This is a genomic window from Corynebacterium ulceribovis DSM 45146 (assembly GCF_000372445.1).
GTDB classification, from domain to species: domain Bacteria; phylum Actinomycetota; class Actinomycetes; order Mycobacteriales; family Mycobacteriaceae; genus Corynebacterium; species Corynebacterium ulceribovis.
In genome coordinates this window covers 45,753-64,504 of sequence record NZ_AQUY01000001.1, presented here as the reverse complement: position 1 = coordinate 64,504, position 18,752 = coordinate 45,753, and the positions used below count along the sequence as shown (strand labels likewise).

The window sequence follows — 18,752 nt, the reverse complement described above, 5'->3', positions numbered from 1 at the left end:
GCAAAGGTCACCGCACAGTCACATACTGTTTTAGTAACGTTAGTGACACATGGTCACTTCCAATGTGACAGCTTGTCACCCCCTAAAGGAAACTGATGTTTAACGCCTTATTCGGAAATCGCAAACGTGCGCTCCTCACGGTACTGGCATGGATTCTCCTCATCGGAGTCATCACCACCCTCGCCCCAACCCTGAAGGACGTGCAGTCACCAGGCAATAACAATGCCCCAGAAACGTCCGCATCCGTCGCCGCCCAAAAAGCCCTGAAAGAACACTTCCCGGGCACTGACTCCCAGCCTGCCATCATCACCGTTCGTGGCGGGGAAGCGGAAACTCACAAAGCGCTAGACGCAATTGACCGCTCCCGCAAAGACAGTGACCGCTTCGGACCTTCGATCAGCACCGTGTGCACCAAGCCAGGCGAAAGCTGCATGCCCTCCGGAACTGACGGCATGGTCAGCGAAGATGGCAACACCCAACTGATTATCGTGCCGGTGCAGGGCGACCCGACGACCACCGAATACCGCGACGACATCAAAAAACTGCGCGAGAACATCGCAACAGCCTTTGACACCGACACCGATGGCCTGACCACTGACGAGTCGAAAGCGCATGTCACCGGTCCAGTCGGCATCATCACCGATACCGTCAATGTCTTCGCAGGCGGCGACATGACCCTACTGCTAGCCACCGTGTTGCTGGTTCTGGTCATCCTGCTCGCGGTCTACCGCGCCCCACTGATGGCGCTGCTGCCACTCTTCGCGGTCGGTATGGCTATGCGTTTGGCCGAAACTTTCGGCGCACTGCTGGCACAGGCCGGAGTCATTGAAATCTCCAGCCAGACCGCGTCGATTATGACCGTGCTGCTCTTCGGCGTCGGCACCGACTACGCGCTGATCATCAATGCTCGTTGGCGCGAATACCTCCGCACGACCGAAAACCACGCCGAAGCGATGGTTAAGGGCATGCGCAAGGTCTTTCCAGTCATCCTGTCCAGTGCCGGCACTATTGTGGCCGCAATGCTGGCACTCTTGGTGACCAAATCACCGACCTTGCAAGGCTTCGGCCCATACCTTGCCATCGGCGTGGCAGCCGCTTTCATTGCTGCAGTTACCCTACTGCCGGCACTGATGGTGCTTGCTGGTCGCGGCGCCATGTGGCCAACCAAACCGGAAAAGGGCCACGATTCCCGCTTCTGGACGAAGGTGGCAGACACCGTTGTTGCCCGTCCACGCGCCATCCTCGCCGGCACCGGCGCTGTGCTGCTGTTGTTCTGCCTAGGACTGGTCAACTACTCCGTGTCCTACAACATTATGACCAGCTTCCGCATTGACACGGACTCCGCCGCTGGTCAAAAGGTGATTGCGCAGGATCTGGGTGCCGGTGAAATCGCCCCAACAACCCTGCTCATCACTGGTCAGAACGCTGATAAGGCCGCAGAGGCTGTGGCATCCGAATTGCCAAAGCAGGCTGCAGACGATGTCACCCGCGCAGCATTCGAACCACGCATGGACGTCGCTAAGGACGGGGATACCGTCACGGCAGCCCGCGTGACCGTGGTCCTCAACGCTGACCCGTACGCCCACGAAGGCTTCCAGATGCTGGATACCGCCTTCGACAAGGCAACCGACATTGCGCGTGCAGCTGGTGGCGATGACATTCAGGTCCAAGCTGCCGGCGAAACCGCCACCACAGATGACACCCGTCAAGCCATTGAATCGGACATAAAGCTGCTGATCCCACTAATTTTCGGTGTCATTGCACTGATTCTGGGTGTGCTTCTGCGCAGTTGGGCAGCGCCGCTGTACCTCATTGTCACCCTGGCAATTTCCTTCGTCGCCGCCCTCGGCTTGGTTGCTTTCATTGCACTGACCTTGCAAGGTGACTCTGGCTTCGGCAGCCAGGTTCCGGTCTACGTGCTGGTGTTCCTCACCGCCCTGGGCGTTGACTACACCTTGTTCGTGATGGCTCGACTGAAGCAGGAGCTGCCGAACAAGACCATGATTGAGGCAATGCGCCAGTCGATTATCACCACTGGTGGCGTGGTCTCGTCTGCCGGCCTGATTTTGGCGGCCACCTTCGCAGTCCTGATGACTCAGCCAATCCGTGAGCTCTACCAGTTCGGTATGGCGATGGGACTCGGTATTTTGCTGGACACCTTCATCATTCGTCCGCTGATGGTTCCGGCCATTGTGGTTCTTCTCGGCGACAAGGCAATGGCCCCATCGAAGCCGGGTATTCCTGCCGACAAGGCTGACCAAGCAGTGGATACCGCTGACCAAGAAGAAGTTGTGGTCAGCTAATTCACAACAGTTGTTATCTAACCGCAGCCCAATTGGGTTGCGGTTAGACGCATACTTTTGGTGGAGAAAGTAAAGGAGGCATTTATCCATGGACAACACCCCTAAGCTTCAGCGCGAACTGCGTCGCAGCTCCACCCACAAGATTTTCCTCGGTGTCCTCGGTGGTTTCGCCGAAACTTACAACATCGACCCAACTCTGCTGCGCGTGGCTTTCATCGCATCGTTCCTGTTGCCTGGCCCCCAAATCCTGATTTACCTGGTGGCCGCACTGCTGATGAAACCGCCACTGTACTAATTCGTGCCTAAACGTGCCCGGCCCGCCGCGTGTCGACGTTGCGGGTCGGTGCCAGCACACGCTGGCACCGCCGGGATTGCCCGGTACACTCCCAGGTATTGCCACCTAGAGGAGTAGAAAACTATGACCACTGCCATCGCTGTCTTAGCGGGTGCAGTGGTCGGCGTGATCATGGGGGCCCTCGGAGGAGGCGGCGCCATCATCACCATCCCAGTGCTGGTGTACATCCTTGGCTTCGCCCCACATGAAGCCATCACAGCATCCCTCATCATTGTCGGAATTAGCTCCCTAACAGCACTGCTACCCCACGCCCGCATTGACAACGTGCGATTCCGACAGGGCTTGATTTTCGGTCTCGTCGGCATCGGCGGCTCGTTCCTCGGCAGCTTCTTCGGCGCCAGACTTTCCCCCGATCTCCTTTTCGCGCTGTTCGCCGGGCTCCTGCTGGTCGTCGCCGCAACCATGTTCCGCAAAGCACTGCGCAAACCGGCAGCAACTAAGCATGGGACCCCAACGTCAATAAGCCCCCACGTTTTATTGCTGCTGCTCGCCGGAACTGGGGTGGGGTTCCTCACTGGGTTCTTCGGTGTCGGCGGTGGTTTCGCCATTGTGCCGGCGTTGATGCTGGTGCTGGGGTTCTCCGCACCCGTCGCGGTAGGGACATCGCTGCTGGTCATTGCAGTCAACAGCGCTGTCTCCTTCGGGTTTCACGCAGCCGGTGGAGTGAGCGTGGATTGGTCGGTAGTGCTGCCATACCTCGTCGCCGCGATGGTGGCGTCCCTGGTGGGCGGCCGAGCGTCGCAGCGTCTGCCCGCAAAAGTACTGACCTTGAGCTTTGCGACGTTATTGGTCCTGGTCGCGCTATACACCGTGGTGGATCTCGTCGTGGCGTAGCGAGCAACCCGCGGGCAAAATGTGAGCAAAATAGGAAATAACCCCAAGTCTGAACTTAAATAAGTCCGTGACCTGGGGCGATGGAGCCGCCTGCGAGAATCGAACTCGCGACCTTCTCATTACGAGTGAGATGCTCTACCGACTGAGCTAAGGCGGCATACTCGGTGCACTTTACCGCAGCACTGCCACGCGCAGGAAATCAGCTGGATAACGCGGCAGCAGCGCCTCCGCCCGTGGAGTTATCTCAGGAACTTTAAATGCACAACTGTGGACGCAGCGACTACGCTGAAACAACGGCGCCCCACAGGGCGTGCAGTGGTAAGCAGGAGGCCTTGTGACCGACCAAATTGAACTCTGGATTGAAGGGTTCATCACCTCGATAATGTTCTATCCCTTGCTCGCGGGATTCATCGTTATCGATGCCGTTTTCCCCCTGGCACCGAGCGAATCGCTCATCACCCTGGCGGGCGCATGGTCTGGTTCCCGAGGCGTACCGAATATCTACGGCATTATCGGTGTGTCTGTCCTCGCTGCCGTAATCGGCGACAATCTCTGCTATTTCTTCGGCCGACGCCTAGAAAAGGTCATCCGCCGCTTCCCAGCAGATTCCCGTGCCGCCCGTGCCATCGAATGGGCCACCCGCAATATTGAAAAGCGGCACATGTCCACCATCATCATTGCGCGCTTTTTGCCATGGGCCCGGTTCATTCTCACGATTCTGCTCGGCTCGCACCGCTTCCCGTGGTTCCGCTTCTTCCTCATTGACACATTCGGCGTCATCTTGTGGGCTACCCAAGCCGCCCTCATTGGCTACATCGGTGGATGGCTGTTTAAAGACTTCCCACTGATTGGTATGGCCGTCGGTCTGGTTATTGCCGCCGTCGTGGGTTCGCTCATCGAGTGGCTACAGCGCCGGAAGGAACACCACGACCCTGAAGTCGACGCCGCGGTGCAAGCAGACATGGATGCCGCAGCCGCTGCGGAGAAAGACACCGCGAAGAAGGACAATCAGTCCAACACCCAGCGCGATAATCAGCGTGAAGAGTAGCGCGAACGAGTAGCTACTGCCCGACTCGGCAGATTTGCTGCAGCTGTCCCATCATCCCGTCGAGCGCTACCTCTGGCCGCACATTTCCACCCAACGACAGTCGAGTCTGTGTCACCGCGTCAATGCACTGCAGCAGCTGCTCTGGGGTATTGCGCCGCGCAAGCTCTGCCGCCGCCCGCCCGCGGTCTGGATTGTTCAGCGACGTCCGAGCCTGTGCCGCAGTCGCCACCACCAACGCATCCCGATACATGCTCAGCACGTCCAAGAGTGCAAGGTCCAAGAAGTCCTGCTCCGCGCGGCGCCGGCGGCGCTTCTGATCCTTTTGCAATTCGTCAATACGCCCCTTCGTTCCGCGCAGGGACGCCTGCACACCACGGCCGGTGGCGCCCATACCTAAGGACTGCTCCAGCTCCGCCAGTTCGCGTTCTTCCACCGGCTGCCACTGGCGCTCTGCTTCCTCCGCCGCGGAAGCAAACAATTCCGAGCTGTACAGGTAGGAACGCGCTGGTTCGTACACCACTTCCGGTAGTTTCACTGCCACCATCCGCCGCTGCCGGGACTCCTCATTGCGCGCTAATGCTCGCGCCCGGCCAATATGCCCCGAGGCGGCCGCGGCAGCCCACAACGCTTGGTCTTCGGTCAGCGGGTCCTGACCCGGCTGTGGTTTCTGCTGCTGTTCCGCCAGCAACAGGTCGGCAATGAAGTCGGCGCTAGGGCTAGGCACATACACATGCCGACAGCGCGAGCGCAGGGTCACTTTGAAGTCTTCCGGCGCGGTCGACGGTGCGGACATCAAAAAGACGGTGCGCTCTGGCGGTTCTTCCACCGATTTCAGCAATGCGTTGGCGGAAGGGTCGTTGAATCGGTCGGCTTCTTCGAAGAGGATGACTCGCCATGGTGCGGTTGTCGGCAGCGCGTAGGCCTGCTCAATAACTCGTTTAACGTCGTCGACCAGGTAGGTTTTGCCGCTCGGCATCATGTGCAGGAAGTCAGCGTGGGTGCCGCCTAGGACAGTCCGGCAGTCCTGGCAGGTGCCGCAGCCTACCTTTTCCGGGTTTTCGCACATGAGGGCCGCTGCGAAGGCGCGGGCGGCGATGGTGCGGCCGGAGCCTGGCGGGCCGGTGAAAATCCAGGAGTGCGTCATGGCAGCGTGGTCGGCGACAGACGCGGTACCAGCAACAATGCGGCGCGCGGCAGCTGCAGCCTTCTGCAGTGATTCGCGGACCTGCGGGCTGGAAATCTTGTCGAAAACCGATGGGGAGGACACCTGTTCAGCTTAGCGTGACCGATGCCGCAACCTCTGGTCTGGCTGAGGGGTTAAGCTATTGAGCATGCAAAAATTATGGAAGGAACTGAAGTGGCTCAGCTCGACTGTCTGGCCGCTTTACGCAGCCTCCATTTTTGTGTGTAATGCCATTGGTGCAGCGCTCGTCGCCCTGTTTTTAGGTGTTCTGCTGCCCATCAAGGCACTGGCGGGGCTCAGCGAAGTGCCACCGGCCATCATGGTGGCTTTGATTGCCTATTTTGTGTTGGCACTGGTGTCCGGCATCGCTACGACCTGGGCGTTCTGTCTGCCGATTATCCGCTGGCAGCACTCCCCGAAGCAGCACAAGGCCTCCACCATCCGCACGTTGGTCATCCGGATTCCGGCATACCAGGCGTTAGTTGGGTTGGTCATTTGGGGCTTTGGGACGGTTATGTTCACCGCGATTGCTGCGGCGCACCGGCCACGCCTTGGTGTGGTCGTCGGTGTGGTGTCGGTCGTCGGTGGCCTGATGGTGGCGTTGCTGACCTATCTGATTGCCGAACGGCTATTCCGCCCTATTGCCCGTGATGTGCTGCGTAAATACAGTCCAGAGTCCCTCCTGGAGCCGCCACTGATTCTGCGACTGCGTCTGACCTGGATTTTGACCACTATGCTGCCGGTGCTCGCGATGGTGCTGGCGCTGGTGGCCCAGGACGCTGGTTACTTCACCCCAGATGCGGCTGACCTGATGCCAACAATTGTGGCGCTGGCGGTCGTGACCATGATGACGGGGTATGTGGGTAACGAACTTGCCACCGCCTCCGTTGTGGACCCAGTCCACGAGCTGCAGGAAGCCATCAATGGCGTACGTCGAGGTGATACCAACACCCGTGTGGCCATTTACGACGGCTCCGAGATTGGTGTGCTGCAGGCCGGCTTCAATGAAATGATGCGGGGTCTGCAGGAACGTCAAAAGGTTCGGGATATTTTTGGCCGCTATGTCGGCGCGGAAGTCGCTAGCCGCGCGCTGGAAGTTCGACCGGAACTAGGCGGCGAGAACCGCGAAGTGGCAGTGCTGTTCGTCGACGTGGTTTCTTCCACAGAGTTCGCGGTCAATAACCCACCAGAGGTAGTTGTGGCGGCGCTGAATGAGTTCTTTGAACGTGTCGTGGACGTGGTGCACAGCAACCGCGGCATCATTAACAAGTTCCAGGGTGACGCAGCGCTCGCCGTATTCGGCGCCCCATTGGACCTAGACGACGCCGCTGGCCATGCGCTGGCTGCGGCTCGGGAACTGCGCAAGGAACTGCGTGGGCTGCGCCTAGACGCGGGTATTGGTGTTGCAGCAGGCAATGTCGTGGCCGGTCACCTCGGCGGTCACGACCGTTTCGAATACACCGTCATTGGTGATGCAGTGAACTCTGCCTCCCGTCTGACCGACATTGCCAAGCTCACCCCAGGTGGAGTACTCACCACCGCGGAAACGGTCCGCATGGCGAATAAGGAAGAACAGGCCCGCTGGACGGCCCTGAAGTCGGTGGAGCTGCGTGGCCGTAAGGAAATGACCCAGCTGGCCCGACCACTGCGCTCCACGTTGGCAGAGCGCAGTTAGCGCTTAGTTCGTTAGCGCCTAGTTCGTGGCCTTCCGGGCGGCAGCCTTCTTCGCTGCCGCGGACTGGCCCTTCGCCACAGTGCGGCTGGTCAAGTTCCGCGAAGCCGCCTTTTTCGCAGCTTTCTTGGCTGCCTTCTTAGCGGTTTTCTTCGCGGTAGTTTTCTTAGCAGCCTTCTTAGCCGTCTTTTTCGCAGCCTTCTTCCGCGTGGTCTTCTTCGCCCCGCCGTCAGCTGCCACCTTTGCGCGGCGCTCCGACAACAGTTCGCAGGCACGCGCATCCGTCATGGTTTCTGGCGTGTCACCGCGGCGCAGTGACGCGTTGGTTTCACCGTCGGTGACATACGGCCCAAAGCGGCCATCCTTAACGCTCATTGGCTTGCCGGAAACGTCATTGTTGCCCAGCAGCTTCAACGCCTGCGGCGCTGCCTGACGACCACGACGCTTCGGCTCAGCGTAAATCCGCAATGCCTGGTCCAAGGTGATGGTGAAGAGTTCTTCTTCCGACCCGATGGTCCGCGAGTCCGTGCCCTTCTTCAGGTACGGGCCATAGCGGCCATTTTGCGCCGTAATATCTTCGCCCGTTTCTGGGTCCTGGCCAACCACACGTGGCAAACTCAGCAGCTGCAGTGCCTCATCCAAGGTCACTGTTGCCGGTTCCATCGACTTAAACAGCGATGCGGTACCTGGCTTCAGCTTTTCCTCCACCAGCTCCTTCAGACGCTTTTCCTTCGCCTTCTCCGCAGTTTTGGTTTCCCAGTTCTTTGCCCGCTTACCTTCGGCAGCCCGCTGCTCATCTTCAGCTTTCCGCTCGGCAGCAATGACCTCAAGCGCGTCGGCTTCCGCGGTCTTCTGTTCGTCGTCACGCAAAAGCTCGGTGACGTACGGACCGAAACGGCCCTCCTTCGCCACAATTATGCGGCCATTGGCAGGGTTCGGCCCCAACTCGCGGCCGGACTGTGGGGTGGCGAGCAGCTTCTCCGCAGTCGCCAGAGTCAGCTCATCCGGGGTCATGGCATCCGGAATGTTGGCGCGTTCAACTAGGTCCGCGCCTTCGTCACCGGCGCCTGGAGTGACGCGCTGCAGGAATGGCCCATAGCGGCCAACCCGAATCACAATCGGGCGGTTCTGGTCATCGTCGAAAAGATAGAGGGAGTTGACCTGACGGGCGTCAATGGCCTCCAGGTTGCCTTCCACCAGGTGCTTCAGCCCACCGAGCTGACCAATGGCATCGGCTTCATTATCGGCAGTGTGGCCATCAGCATCACCGAAGTAGAAGGCGCGCAGCCACTTGGTGCGGTCCTCATTACCGGCGGCGATTTCATCGAGTTCATCTTCCATGTCGGAAGTGAAGTCGTAGTTCACCAGCTGGGTGAAGTTCTGCTCCAGCAGCCCGACCACCGCAAAGGCAGTCCATGATGGCACCAGTGCGTTACCGCGGGAGTAGACGTAGCCGCGGTCCTGAATGGTTTTAATAATCGACGCGTAGGTCGATGGTCGACCAATACCTAGCTCTTCCATCTTCTTCACCAGCGACGCTTCGTTGTAGCGGGCTGGTGGTTTGGTGGCGTGACCGTCAGCTTCGACCGAGTCGACAGTCAGCTGCTGCTGTTCCGATAGCTGCGGCAGACGCTTTTCAGCGTTGTCCGCAACCTTGCGGCCATCAGCGAAGTCGGTGACTTCCACGTAGGCCTTCAGGAAGCCGGGGAAGGTGATGGTGCGGCCGGTGGCACTGAATTCAACATCGTTGCCGGTGGTGGCGCTACCTGCGATGGTCACCTTCATGCTGGTGCCCTTCGCATCCGCCATCTGGGAGGCCACAGTGCGCTGCCAAATCAGCTCATAGAGCTTGAACTCTTCGGCATCGAGCTGCCCGGAAAGCTGACCCGGGGTGGCGAATGTTTCACCGGCTGGCCGAATCGCTTCGTGCGCTTCCTGCGAGTTTTTCACTTTGCGGGTGTACTGGCGCGGCGACGGTGCCACGTATTGCGCGCCATAAAGCTCGGTGGCTTGTTGACGGGCAGCGTCGATACCGGCCTTCGACAGCGATGTCGAGTCGGTACGCATATAAGTAATGTGACCGTTTTCGTAGAGTCGCTGCGCGATGCGCATGGTGCGCTCGGAAGTAAAATGCAGCTTCCGGCCAGCTTCCTGCTGCAGCGTCGAAGTCATAAATGGCGCGTATGGGCGGCGGGTGTATGGCTTTTCCTCCACCGACGCGACGGTCAGGGTGGCGTTCTGCAGGCCATCAGCGAGCTGCCGGGCAGCGGACTCGTCCACCACGATGACGTCGTCCGGCTTCTTCAGCTGGCCACGGTCATCAAAGTCCACACCGCGGGCAACGCGGGTGCCGTCCACTGCGGTCAGCTTCGCTTCGAACTTCGCTGGCTGGGTGTGGTCCGCGCCGGATTCGCCGGTATCTAGCTGGGCTGACAGATCCCAGTAGTCGGCGGAAATGAACGCCATGCGTTCGCGTTCACGTTCAACGATGATGCGGGTGGCCACGGACTGCACGCGTCCTGCCGACAGCCGTGGCATGACCTTTTTCCACAGCACCGGGGAAATTTCATAGCCGTAGAGCCGGTCCAAAATGCGGCGGGTTTCCTGCGCGTCGACCAAGTCCTGGTCGAGTTCGCGGGTGTTGGTTGCGGCTTCGATAATGGCCGGTTTGGTGATTTCGTGAAACACCATGCGGCGCACCGGCACTTTTGGCTTCAGTACTTCCAGCAGGTGCCAGGCGATAGCTTCGCCTTCACGGTCGGGGTCTGTTGCCAGCAGCAATTCGTCGACTTGCCCCAGGTACTTCTTCAGCTCGGTGACTTTTTTCTTTTTGTCCGGGCTGACGACGTAGAGCGCTTCAAAGTTCTTGTCGACGTTGACGCCCAGACGCGCCCACGGTTCCTTCTTGTACCGCGCTGGGATGTCTGCGGCGCCGCGGGGAAGGTCTCGGATGTGGCCGACGGACGCCTCAACGATGTAATCGTCGCCAAGATACGGCTGAATTTTCCGTGCCTTGGTGGCGGACTCGACAATAACGAGTCGCTTCTTGCCGTCGTGGACTGCGCTGTCTGACACTTTTTTCGTTTACCTACGTTCTGTCATCGAAGGTGAATATGAAGCACCATGCGTTGCGTTCTACCGCAGTTTTAACAGGGTTTAATCCATTACCGTACACATGGTTGTCCTTAGTGCAGCCTTCAAGGTGCCCATTTGGCCACAAAAGTACCTGTTGAGGCGGCTAATTTTTTCTTTTTCGGAAAGTCCCCGCCACGGCGCTTTATTTCGCCGCACATAGACAAAACGGCCCTACTCCAAGTGGAGTAAGACCGTCTCACATATTACTGAGGCTTATCGACAGCCTCAGCGAGTCAATTAAACGACGCGCACCTGCTGAGCCTGCTGGCCCTTGTCGCTTTCACCGAGCTCAAATTCAACCTGCTGGTTTTCTTCGAGGGTACGGAATCCATTGGTCTGGATTTCAGAGTAGTGAACGAAAACGTCTGCGGAACCATCCGCAGGAGCGATGAAGCCGTAGCCCTTTTCTGGGTTGAACCACTTCACAGTTCCCAATGCCATGCTGTTACTTCCTAAAAACTTGATACTTGTCGGCAGATACGATTTCATACCGCCGGGCCTAGCGATGCCCAGCCTCACGAGAGCGCTAATAGGTTGCGCCTACTAGTTATGCCCATAATGAAGATGCGCGCCCGCGATCTCCTATGCGAGCGTCAAAACACTGCGATCAGAAACTGCGACCGAGAAGTAGTGTTACACGTTTCGGCCGAAATTGATAGCGGTAAGCTGAAAAAATCCTAAAAGACCCCTAGATGTGTTAAATCACCGCGCACCGGACTGGAGGTTGCCATGACTACATTCGGGCGAGAACTGCTCCACTCCGTCGTCAACAATTACCCACGCTCCACTCTCACCCACGTCCGCGATATACCGGGCCGAGCGGGGAGCACTGCCGATTGGCCAAGCTGGGCCGACCCCGCCTTAATTCAGGGCTTATTGACGACGCGGGGCATCAACCAGCCGTGGACCCACCAAGCAACCACTGCCGAGTTGGCGTGGCAAGGAAAAGACGTGGTCGTCGCGACCGGCACCGCCTCTGGCAAGTCACTTGGGTACCAGCTGCCAGTGCTGTCGAGTATGGCTGCCAGCCCGACCACCAGCGCGCTATACCTCTCGCCCACCAAAGCTCTTGGCGCGGACCAATTATCGAGTATTCGGCGCCTCTGCGCCGAGATTCCGTCACTAAGCAATGTTGGGGTGGCAGCCTACGACGGTGACACTCCCATGGATGTGCGGCGGGCGATTCGGGACCAGGCGCGGTGGGTGTTTACGAACCCGGACATGCTGCACGCCGGAATCTTAAGTAATCATGAGAATTGGGGGCGACTGTTCCGGAACCTGCGCTGGGTAGTCATTGATGAATGTCACGCCTATCGCGGAGTGTTTGGCGCGCACGTCGCGATGGTGTTGCGGCGACTAGAACGCATTGCGCGGTTCTATGGCGCGGCGCCGACCTTCATTTTTGCGTCGGCTACCACAGCTGACCCGGCGAAACATGCCTCTCGCCTACTCGGGCGCGAGGTAGTAGCAGTTACCGAGGACGGTGCACCACTGGGGGCGCGGACGGTGGCACTGTGGGAACCAGAACTGCTGCCAACTTCGGGGCTGGAGTCGGTGACGGATATGCCAGTGCGGCGAGCAGCGTCGACGGAAGTCGCGGAAATTACCGCCGACCTGGTGTCAGAAGGGGCACGGGCACTGGTGTTTACTCGGGCGCGGCGGTCAGCAGAGACCGTGTCGATTGGCATGCGGGAGCGGCTGCGCAAGCTCGGCCGGTCGGATTTAGCGGGGCGAGTCGCCGCGTACCGGGCAGGTTATTTGGCGGAGGACCGCCGGGAGCTGGAGCGCCGACTAGATAGCGGTGAGCTAGTGGCGGTGGCGTCGACTAACGCACTGGAGTTGGGGATTGACGTCGGCGGGCTGGACGTGGTGGTGCAGGCTGGTTTTCCTGGCACCGTGGCGTCGTTTTGGCAGCAGGCCGGGCGCGCCGGGCGACGGGGGCAAGGCGCACTTGTGGTGCTAATTGCTCGGGATAATCCGATGGATACTTACCTGGTGCACCACCCTGATGCGCTGTTGGGCCGACCAGTTGAGGACAGTGTGTTTGACCCGACGAATCCGCATGTCGTCGCAGATCAGCTGTATTGCGCCGTGGTGGAACTGCCGCTTAGTGATGCCGATGTTGTGGCGTGGGGTGCAGCCGAATCGATGCAGCAGCTGGCGCAGGCGGGTTTGGTGCGGCATCGGCGGGATAAGTGGTTCCCGACAGATCCCGGCGATGACGTGGAGCCGAACCCACGGACAGCACATTCCGGTGTGAATCTGCGTGGAGGTGACGGCCAGGAAGTCGCCATTGTCGACGGCACCGATGGCCGAGTGCTGGGCACGGTGGATGAAGCCGCCGCGAAAACAAGTGTGCATACCGGCGCGCTCTACTTCCACCAAGGCAAGTCTTTTGTCGTCGATGAGCTGGATTTAGAGACCGGCCTGGCGCTGGTCCACGCCGAATCGCCGGAGTGGACGACGTGGGCGCGGGAGAACACTGATATCCGGGTCACCGGCATCCAACAGATGGTGGAGTATGCGCCTGGAGTGCGGGTTGCCATGTGCGAAGTTGATGTGACCCAGCAGGTTGTGGACTATATGCGCCGCCTGGACAATGGCGCGGTTTTGGATGTCATGCCACTGGATTTGCCGCCGCGAACGTTGACTACCAAAGCGGTGGCGTGGACGATGACGGATAAGCGGCTGCGGGACTGGGGCCTGACCGGTCAGCAGATTCCGGAGGCCCTGCATGCCGCGGAACATGCGGCGATTGGGCTGCTTCCCCTGTTTGCTACCTGTGACCGGTGGGATATTGGCGGGGTGTCGACTGCGCTGCATTTGGATTCGGGCTTGCCGACGATTTTTGTTTACGACGGACATCCTGGGGGCGCTGGTTTTGCGCAACGGGGCTTCGACCGCTTCACCGACTGGCTAACAGCGACGCTCGAAGCGGTCGAATCGTGTGAATGTACGGCTGGGTGTCCGTCCTGTATTCAGTCGCCGAAGTGCGGTAATGCGAACTCAATTCTGTCCAAGGAGGGCGCAATTAAGCTGTTGCGCGGATTGCTGGGGAAAAATTCTGGCATACCTGGAAGTATATTTGATACACAGCGTGAAATGAGGACACTATGAAGGCGACGATTTACCCGAACGCTGCGATTGTTGGGTGTCTGGGCGCTGCCAATGCAGTCTTCCTGGCCGCGCGAAACCAGTCGCTGGTCATGGGACTGGTGTTCCTTGCTGTGGCCATCGCAGTGGCTGCGCTGCTCAATGTGGTTTTTGCCCGGCGCGACAAGCAGAACAGCTAAAGCGGAACAGCTAGAGCGGGGCAGCCCGCGCGATTCGACTGCGCCCCGCGACGGTGGCTTGAACTTCAAGGCTTTCACCGTCCACAACACACCTGGTGAGATGTGCGCCATTGGCCTGTGCGATCTGTGTTGCCTCCAGGCAACCGTCACGGCCGTCGAGCAGTGCATAGGTCCCAGCAATGGCCGCCAAATCTGCTGCGTTTGCCGCCTTGCTGGAATCAACGAGCGCTTTGCTGGCCACAGCACCAACGGCGCACGCTGCGATGACAGCTGCGACCCCAAAGGCTGCCGTGACCGTGACGGAACCTTCGTCGTCAGTGGCTGCATGTCCAATTCGCCGGAGCATCAGTTCTCCTCCGTTGTCGGTTCGGCAACGGCAACAGCTGTGCTCTTGACGTCAACAAGCGGCATGGGTACCCGCACTTCGGCGGTGACACGGCCGCCACCAGAACGGACGCTTGCCTGCATCTTTGGGTGAATCTTGCTGGCGGCTCCGGCAGGGTTTGGTTCGCCACGGGCAGCCGCGCGGGCAATATCACGGGCCGCAGCGGTGGCGGCAATATGAGTTGCGACAGTGCTGAGACCGCCGAATGCCAACACCAGCACGGCGACCAGTGAGGAAATGCCGAATGCGGCTTCAACCGTGGCGGAACCTTCTTCCCCTGCAATAGCCATTACTTGGTGTTCAGCGCTCGCTCGATGATGGAGGTCAGCGCGTCCGAAATCTGGCCGCCGGTGACCACGGTGTAGAGCAACGCGCCGAACGCTGCCGCGGCGACGGTGCCGAGGGCGTATTCGACGGTGCTCATGCCGTCATCATTGGTATGGGCGGCTTCAATACGAGAGCGGATCAGTGCCGGAAGCTGGGTGATGGTGTTCATGAGGTGTCCTTTCAAAAGTTCTGGATTGTGAAAGTTGGTTGATGTCGATTCGGATTGAATGGCTAACGAGGGGCTAAGGTGGCGACCGCGGTGAGGGGGCCCGCGGCCGCCGCGGCGAAAGGTGTGCGCCTCTAGGGCGACGAATTCTTTGTGTTTCACCAGGTCAGCTCCATTGCTCCGGCCAAACCGATGACCGCTGGCACGAGTCCCAACACCACGAAGGCAGGCAGAAAACACAGTGCGAGTGGACCCGCGATAAGCACACCAGCGCGTTCTGCAGCAGCTTCCGCGGCATCGCCAGCGGCCGTGCGCTGCTGCGTCGCAATATCCGCGATGCCCTGCGCCAATGAGGCACCAGACTGCGCGGAGCGGCCCGCAAGACGACCGACCCCCGACCACCCCGCGGTAGCAGCGACCGGTGACCAGCTGGTTATCGTGTCCGCGCCGAGTTCCACCGAACGCGCCACCAGCATCAGCTGCGGTGCCACCGCCCCAGCGATCGGAGCCACAGCCCGCAGCGCCGCCGACACCGGCAATCCCATCCGGATACTGGCGGACAGCAAATCCATCGCTGCGGCATTCGCCAAGTGCTGCCCGGGCGATGTGTGCTGCCCACCGAGTGTGCTTGCAGTCTGTTTGAGCAGCCGCACAATCGGCGACTTCTCTGCCAATGACAGCTTCGTGGCGAGCGGCTGAGGCGCATCGCGCTGGGCAATTCGCCACCGCTGCACATACTGTGGCTGCGGCAGCATTAGCATCGCTGTGGCCAAACTCAGCCAGGAAAGTTCAAGTCCCATCATCCGAGTTCACCTGCCGATTCGGTGAGATGCACAGCCCAGACAAGTCCCGCCGACATGAAGGCCACCCCGACAATGAGAACTACAGAACCGATGCTGCTGAAGAGTAGAAACTCCACGGATTCAGTTCCCATTGCTTGGCCCATTGCGATGCCGAATAGTGGCAGTGCTGCCAAAATCCACATGGTGGTCCGCGGCCCAGCAAGCGACGCCATCAGTCGTTGTCGATGGTTATGCCGCGCGGTTAAGTCCGCGCTGAGCTGTTGAAATAGCTCGCCGAGGGACACCCCATGCTCAGTGGACATCACCCACAGGTGCCGCAACCGGCTGAGGTTCACTTCCGTTTTCTCGCCCGCCCGGTGATCAGTCCCAGCACCAGCCGCTTCCCCAACAGCAGCAAAGGCCTCCGCCCCTTGGCCCCAGTGCATGCGCCGCGCCGCCAAGGCCAACTCCGCCCCGACCGTGCCGCCTACGTCTTCCGCCGCCGCTGCAATCGCGGCTCGCGGCAAAGCACCCGCCCGCATATCAGCTGCGGCCAACTCCACGATTTCTGCAAGCTGGTCTTGAGCTTGGCGTCGCCGTTGCCCGCCGCGCTGCGTGAGCACTGCTTTGCTCACAGCCCACGTGCCAATTGCCCCGGCGACCAGCGGCAGCGCCCCAAGCCACACACCCGCCAAAGCTGCGACTGCCACTGCGGGCCACATCATCCGCCGCCGCTCCCGCGTTCGAGCAGTCACACCCAAACGCCGAGCCGGTTGCGCAGTCGGCAACGCGACAAGCGCTCCCGCAACCAGCATCAATGCCGCCCCCACCTGCCCATTCATGGTCGCACTCCCCCACGATCAGCCGACTGCCCATCGTCACCAAGCAGCGCCATCAACCGCGGCCACTGCGCGGTCCGGCCGCCATCAGCAGTCCATACCTGCGCCACCTCGACCGGCCGCCCATGCAGCACCCCAATCGCCGCGAGCCTTCGTCGCCCCGCGCGCCGTTCCATTGACAGAACCACGTTCACTGCTGCTGCGAGCTGTGCATGCACACTCGCCCGGTCCATATTCGCCATCGCCCCAAGCGCCTCCATCCGCGCCGGGATCTCCGCAGGTGAATTGGCGTGAATTGTCCCGGCGCCACCGTCATGCCCGGTGTTCAGCGCCGCCAACAAATCCGACACTTCCGCCCCTCGAATCTCCCCGACGATGATGCGGTCCGGCCGCATTCGCAGTGCCTGCCGCAGCAAATCCTGCTGCGTAATCTGACCAGCACCTTCCACATTCGCCGGCCGCGACACCAGCTTCACCACATGCGGGTGCTGCGGCTCCAACTCCGCGGTGTCTTCAATACAAATCAACCGTTCTGTCGCTGGTACTTCCCCGAGCAGCGCCGACAGTAGCGTTGTCTTCCCCGTTCCGGTTCCGCCCGTGACCAGGAAAGACAATGGCTTATTGACGATTTGGCGCAGCGTTTCCGCAATATCGGCGGGCACAGAGCCATTGGCAACGAGGTCCGGCAATGTGGTGGTCGCTTGGTGCAATACCCGCAGACTGATTTGGCAGTGCGCCCCCGCGGGCGGCGCCAGCAACGCATGCACCCGCACGCTGTGCCCGGCGCGAATCGCCCCAACCGGCAGGAAGCCATCTGTGTAGGGCTGCGCGTCATCAAGGCGGCGGCCACAGCTGGCGGCCAGACGAACGGCAAGTCGCCGGACCGCCTCGTCGTCAGCAAACTGGACGGCGGATAGCTCCAGCCCGTTTCCGCGGTCGAACCACACTTTGTCTGGCGCAGTGACCAGCACATCAGTAACGCGTTCCATCCGCAGCAGCGGGTCCAAAATGCCCGCTCCGGCGAGGTCTTGGCGCAGTTCTTTGAGCATGACCAAAAGGTCCACGTCGGATATGACGCCACCGGTTTCTTGGCGCACAGCGTCAGCAAGTTCAGCGGCACTCAAGCTGCCTGCTGTCCCGTGGGCAGTTCCGCTTGCCCCGCCGTCACTGCGCTGGGCGAGGCGGCGTCGCACTCGGTCCAGCAGCTCTTGGTTCGCTTCGCTCTTGACTGCTGCGCTCATGCCACGCCCGCTTCCGTCAGCAGCACCTCGGCCACCCGCGACAGCCCTTTAGTCGTCGGTTCCAGTCCGTCGAGCTCGGATTTATTCGCCAGCCCACGCACGGTAGGCAGGTCCGCAATGACCACCATGCCGGTGGCTGCTTCAATGTCGGCCCAGTTAATGCCACTGGGAGCTGGCCCACGAAGCACTGCCACTGGATCCGCACCTGCCGCACGCAGCGCGGATGCCGCATTCGCCGCCGCAGCGACCCCCGCTACCGTCGCTTGGACCACCACCGCATGCAGGCTCGACGACCGCAGGCAGTCCAGGCCCGCACCATTAGCCACACCGTGTTCTGCACCCGTGCTCATTCCAAGCTGCCCACCACGCGGAAAATCAATCACCGCCACTGCACCAGCCGCAGCCACTGACGACGCCACGGTATCTAGCGCGGCCGGTTCAATCCGCGTCGGCGCCTGCTGCCGAGTCCGCCCGGTCGCCAAAACTGGCAACCCACCGGCGGACTGCGGCACCGCGGCGAGCACATCCTCGGCGTCAATATGCCCACCGGTCAGCGACAAGTCTGCCCAGCGCAACCCCGGCTGTTGCTCCGCACCGAGCACCAAGTCAAGGCCAGGCCCGAGCCAATCTGCTTCAATGAGCAGCCGCTGCCCCGGCACAGCGGCCGCCACTGCACATGCCAGCGTGCTGGCACCGACACCGCCGGACCCCGGACTCACACCGATAATGTGCCCGTCCCCGAGCGCCACTGCACCCGGCCGCCCCAACTGTTCCACCAAGTCACCGGCTTCTGTTGGCAGCACCCAGCCACCGGCACACCCCAGACGCATCGCCGCTGGCCAATCCGGTTCCTGAGTGACGCCATGCACCAGCCATACGCGGTCACGCCGCGGTAGTGTCGCACGCGGCAGCAGCGCCAGCGCCCCAGGATCCACAAGAACCGCGTTCGCGTGACGCCAGTCCAGTTGGCTTGGGGTGTCCGGCTCGGCCCGAGTCGTCGAATAGCCTGCGGCAGCAGCGATGTGCGCGCAGTCTTCGGAGAGGTCTGGGTCTTCAATCAGGAGCAGAATGGTGTGGCGTTGTGCGGTCATGGCGCCAGTGTTGCTTATTGACGAAGCGATCCGGCGCGGCCAAACCCCGATTCGGAGAGCCACTGTGGATAACTCCACTACCGGCGAAAACCGTGGAT

General features: G+C 60.6%; 17 protein-coding genes and 1 tRNA gene. 7 read left to right on the top strand and 11 right to left on the bottom strand.

What is annotated here, in order from left to right; all coding sequences use genetic code 11:
- Positions 1-95 precede the first annotated feature (95 nt).
- The 3 genes from A3EC_RS0100335 (at position 96) to A3EC_RS0100325 (ending at position 3,492) form a co-directional block, all read left to right on the top strand.
- Positions 96-2,303, top strand: coding sequence for an MMPL family transporter (locus A3EC_RS0100335; RefSeq protein ID WP_018023162.1), 2,208 nt, complete (start codon positions 96-98; stop codon positions 2,301-2,303).
- Positions 2,304-2,391: 88 nt separating this feature from the next.
- Positions 2,392-2,598: a PspC domain-containing protein gene (locus tag A3EC_RS0100330; protein ID WP_018023161.1), complete on the top strand. Its 207-nt coding sequence runs from the start codon at positions 2,392-2,394 to the stop codon at positions 2,596-2,598.
- A gap of 123 nt (positions 2,599-2,721) precedes the next feature.
- Positions 2,722-3,492, top strand: coding sequence for a sulfite exporter TauE/SafE family protein (locus tag A3EC_RS0100325; RefSeq protein WP_018023160.1), 771 nt, complete (start codon positions 2,722-2,724; stop codon positions 3,490-3,492).
- Positions 3,493-3,573: 81 nt separating this feature from the next.
- On the opposite strand, the gene A3EC_RS0100320 is transcribed toward A3EC_RS0100325, so the two are convergent.
- Positions 3,574-3,649, bottom strand: a tRNA-Thr gene (locus tag A3EC_RS0100320).
- Between the two features lie 177 nt (positions 3,650-3,826).
- On the opposite strand from A3EC_RS0100320, the gene A3EC_RS0100315 reads away from it, so the two are divergent.
- A complete protein-coding gene (locus tag A3EC_RS0100315; protein WP_018023159.1) occupies positions 3,827-4,540 on the top strand; it encodes a DedA family protein in 714 nt (237 codons plus the stop codon).
- A gap of 13 nt (positions 4,541-4,553) precedes the next feature.
- Here A3EC_RS0100315 and A3EC_RS0100310 read toward each other — a convergent pair whose 3' ends face one another.
- A complete protein-coding gene (locus A3EC_RS0100310) occupies positions 4,554-5,807 on the bottom strand; it encodes a DNA polymerase III subunit delta' (protein ID WP_018023158.1) in 1,254 nt (417 codons plus the stop codon).
- A gap of 64 nt (positions 5,808-5,871) precedes the next feature.
- On the opposite strand from A3EC_RS0100310, the gene A3EC_RS0100305 reads away from it, so the two are divergent.
- Complete coding sequence (locus A3EC_RS0100305; RefSeq protein WP_018023157.1) at positions 5,872-7,398, top strand: adenylate/guanylate cyclase domain-containing protein; 1,527 nt, start codon at positions 5,872-5,874, stop codon at positions 7,396-7,398.
- Between the two features lie 18 nt (positions 7,399-7,416).
- Here the strand turns inward: A3EC_RS0100305 and topA are convergent, their stop codons facing one another.
- Together topA and A3EC_RS0100295 are read right to left on the bottom strand one after the other, a co-directional pair.
- Positions 7,417-10,470 carry a type I DNA topoisomerase gene (topA, locus tag A3EC_RS0100300; protein ID WP_018023156.1) on the bottom strand — a complete coding sequence of 1,018 codons (3,054 nt, stop codon included), beginning with the start codon at positions 10,468-10,470 and terminating at the stop codon, positions 7,417-7,419.
- Between the two features lie 297 nt (positions 10,471-10,767).
- Positions 10,768-10,971: a cold-shock protein gene (locus A3EC_RS0100295; protein WP_018023155.1), complete on the bottom strand. Its 204-nt coding sequence runs from the start codon at positions 10,969-10,971 to the stop codon at positions 10,768-10,770.
- A gap of 288 nt (positions 10,972-11,259) precedes the next feature.
- Between A3EC_RS0100295 and A3EC_RS10765 the strand changes: the two genes are divergently transcribed.
- Together A3EC_RS10765 and A3EC_RS0100285 are read left to right on the top strand one after the other, a co-directional pair.
- Positions 11,260-13,647, top strand: coding sequence for a DEAD/DEAH box helicase (locus A3EC_RS10765; RefSeq protein ID WP_051060959.1), 2,388 nt, complete (start codon positions 11,260-11,262; stop codon positions 13,645-13,647).
- Positions 13,644-13,823, top strand: coding sequence for a hypothetical protein (locus A3EC_RS0100285; protein WP_018023153.1), 180 nt, complete (start codon positions 13,644-13,646; stop codon positions 13,821-13,823). Before A3EC_RS10765 ends, A3EC_RS0100285 begins: the two co-directional genes overlap by 4 nt.
- 10 nt (positions 13,824-13,833) lie before the next feature.
- Here the strand turns inward: A3EC_RS0100285 and A3EC_RS0100280 are convergent, their stop codons facing one another.
- The 7 genes from A3EC_RS0100280 to ssd all read right to left on the bottom strand — a co-directional run bounded on the left by A3EC_RS0100280 (position 13,834) and on the right by ssd (position 18,654).
- Entirely contained in the window at positions 13,834-14,169 is a 336-nt protein-coding gene (locus tag A3EC_RS0100280) for an Rv3654c family TadE-like protein (RefSeq protein ID WP_018023152.1), read from the bottom strand.
- Positions 14,169-14,498, bottom strand: a complete 330-nt coding sequence (locus A3EC_RS0100275; protein ID WP_018023151.1) for a TadE family type IV pilus minor pilin — start codon at positions 14,496-14,498, stop codon at positions 14,169-14,171. Before A3EC_RS0100275 ends, A3EC_RS0100280 begins: the two co-directional genes overlap by 1 nt.
- Positions 14,498-14,704, bottom strand: a complete 207-nt coding sequence (locus A3EC_RS0100270) for a DUF4244 domain-containing protein (protein ID WP_018023150.1) — start codon at positions 14,702-14,704, stop codon at positions 14,498-14,500. The genes A3EC_RS0100275 and A3EC_RS0100270 overlap by 1 nt, the downstream gene beginning before the upstream one ends.
- Positions 14,705-14,859: 155 nt before the next feature.
- On the bottom strand, positions 14,860-15,456 hold the full coding sequence (locus tag A3EC_RS0100265; protein WP_169331378.1) for a type II secretion system F family protein: 597 nt from the start codon (positions 15,454-15,456) through the stop codon (positions 14,860-14,862).
- Between the two features lie 44 nt (positions 15,457-15,500).
- Positions 15,501-16,325 (bottom strand): type II secretion system F family protein, encoded by an 825-nt coding sequence (locus tag A3EC_RS0100260; RefSeq protein ID WP_018023148.1) that lies wholly within the window; start codon positions 16,323-16,325, stop codon positions 15,501-15,503.
- On the bottom strand, positions 16,322-17,563 hold the full coding sequence (locus A3EC_RS0100255) for a TadA family conjugal transfer-associated ATPase (protein ID WP_018023147.1): 1,242 nt from the start codon (positions 17,561-17,563) through the stop codon (positions 16,322-16,324). The genes A3EC_RS0100260 and A3EC_RS0100255 overlap by 4 nt, the downstream gene beginning before the upstream one ends.
- The gene (ssd, locus tag A3EC_RS0100250) at positions 17,560-18,654 is read right to left on the bottom strand and encodes a septum site-determining protein Ssd (protein ID WP_018023146.1); all 1,095 of its coding nucleotides are present in this window, start codon (positions 18,652-18,654) and stop codon (positions 17,560-17,562) included. The genes A3EC_RS0100255 and ssd overlap by 4 nt, the downstream gene beginning before the upstream one ends.
- Between the last annotated feature and the right edge of the window lie 98 nt (positions 18,655-18,752).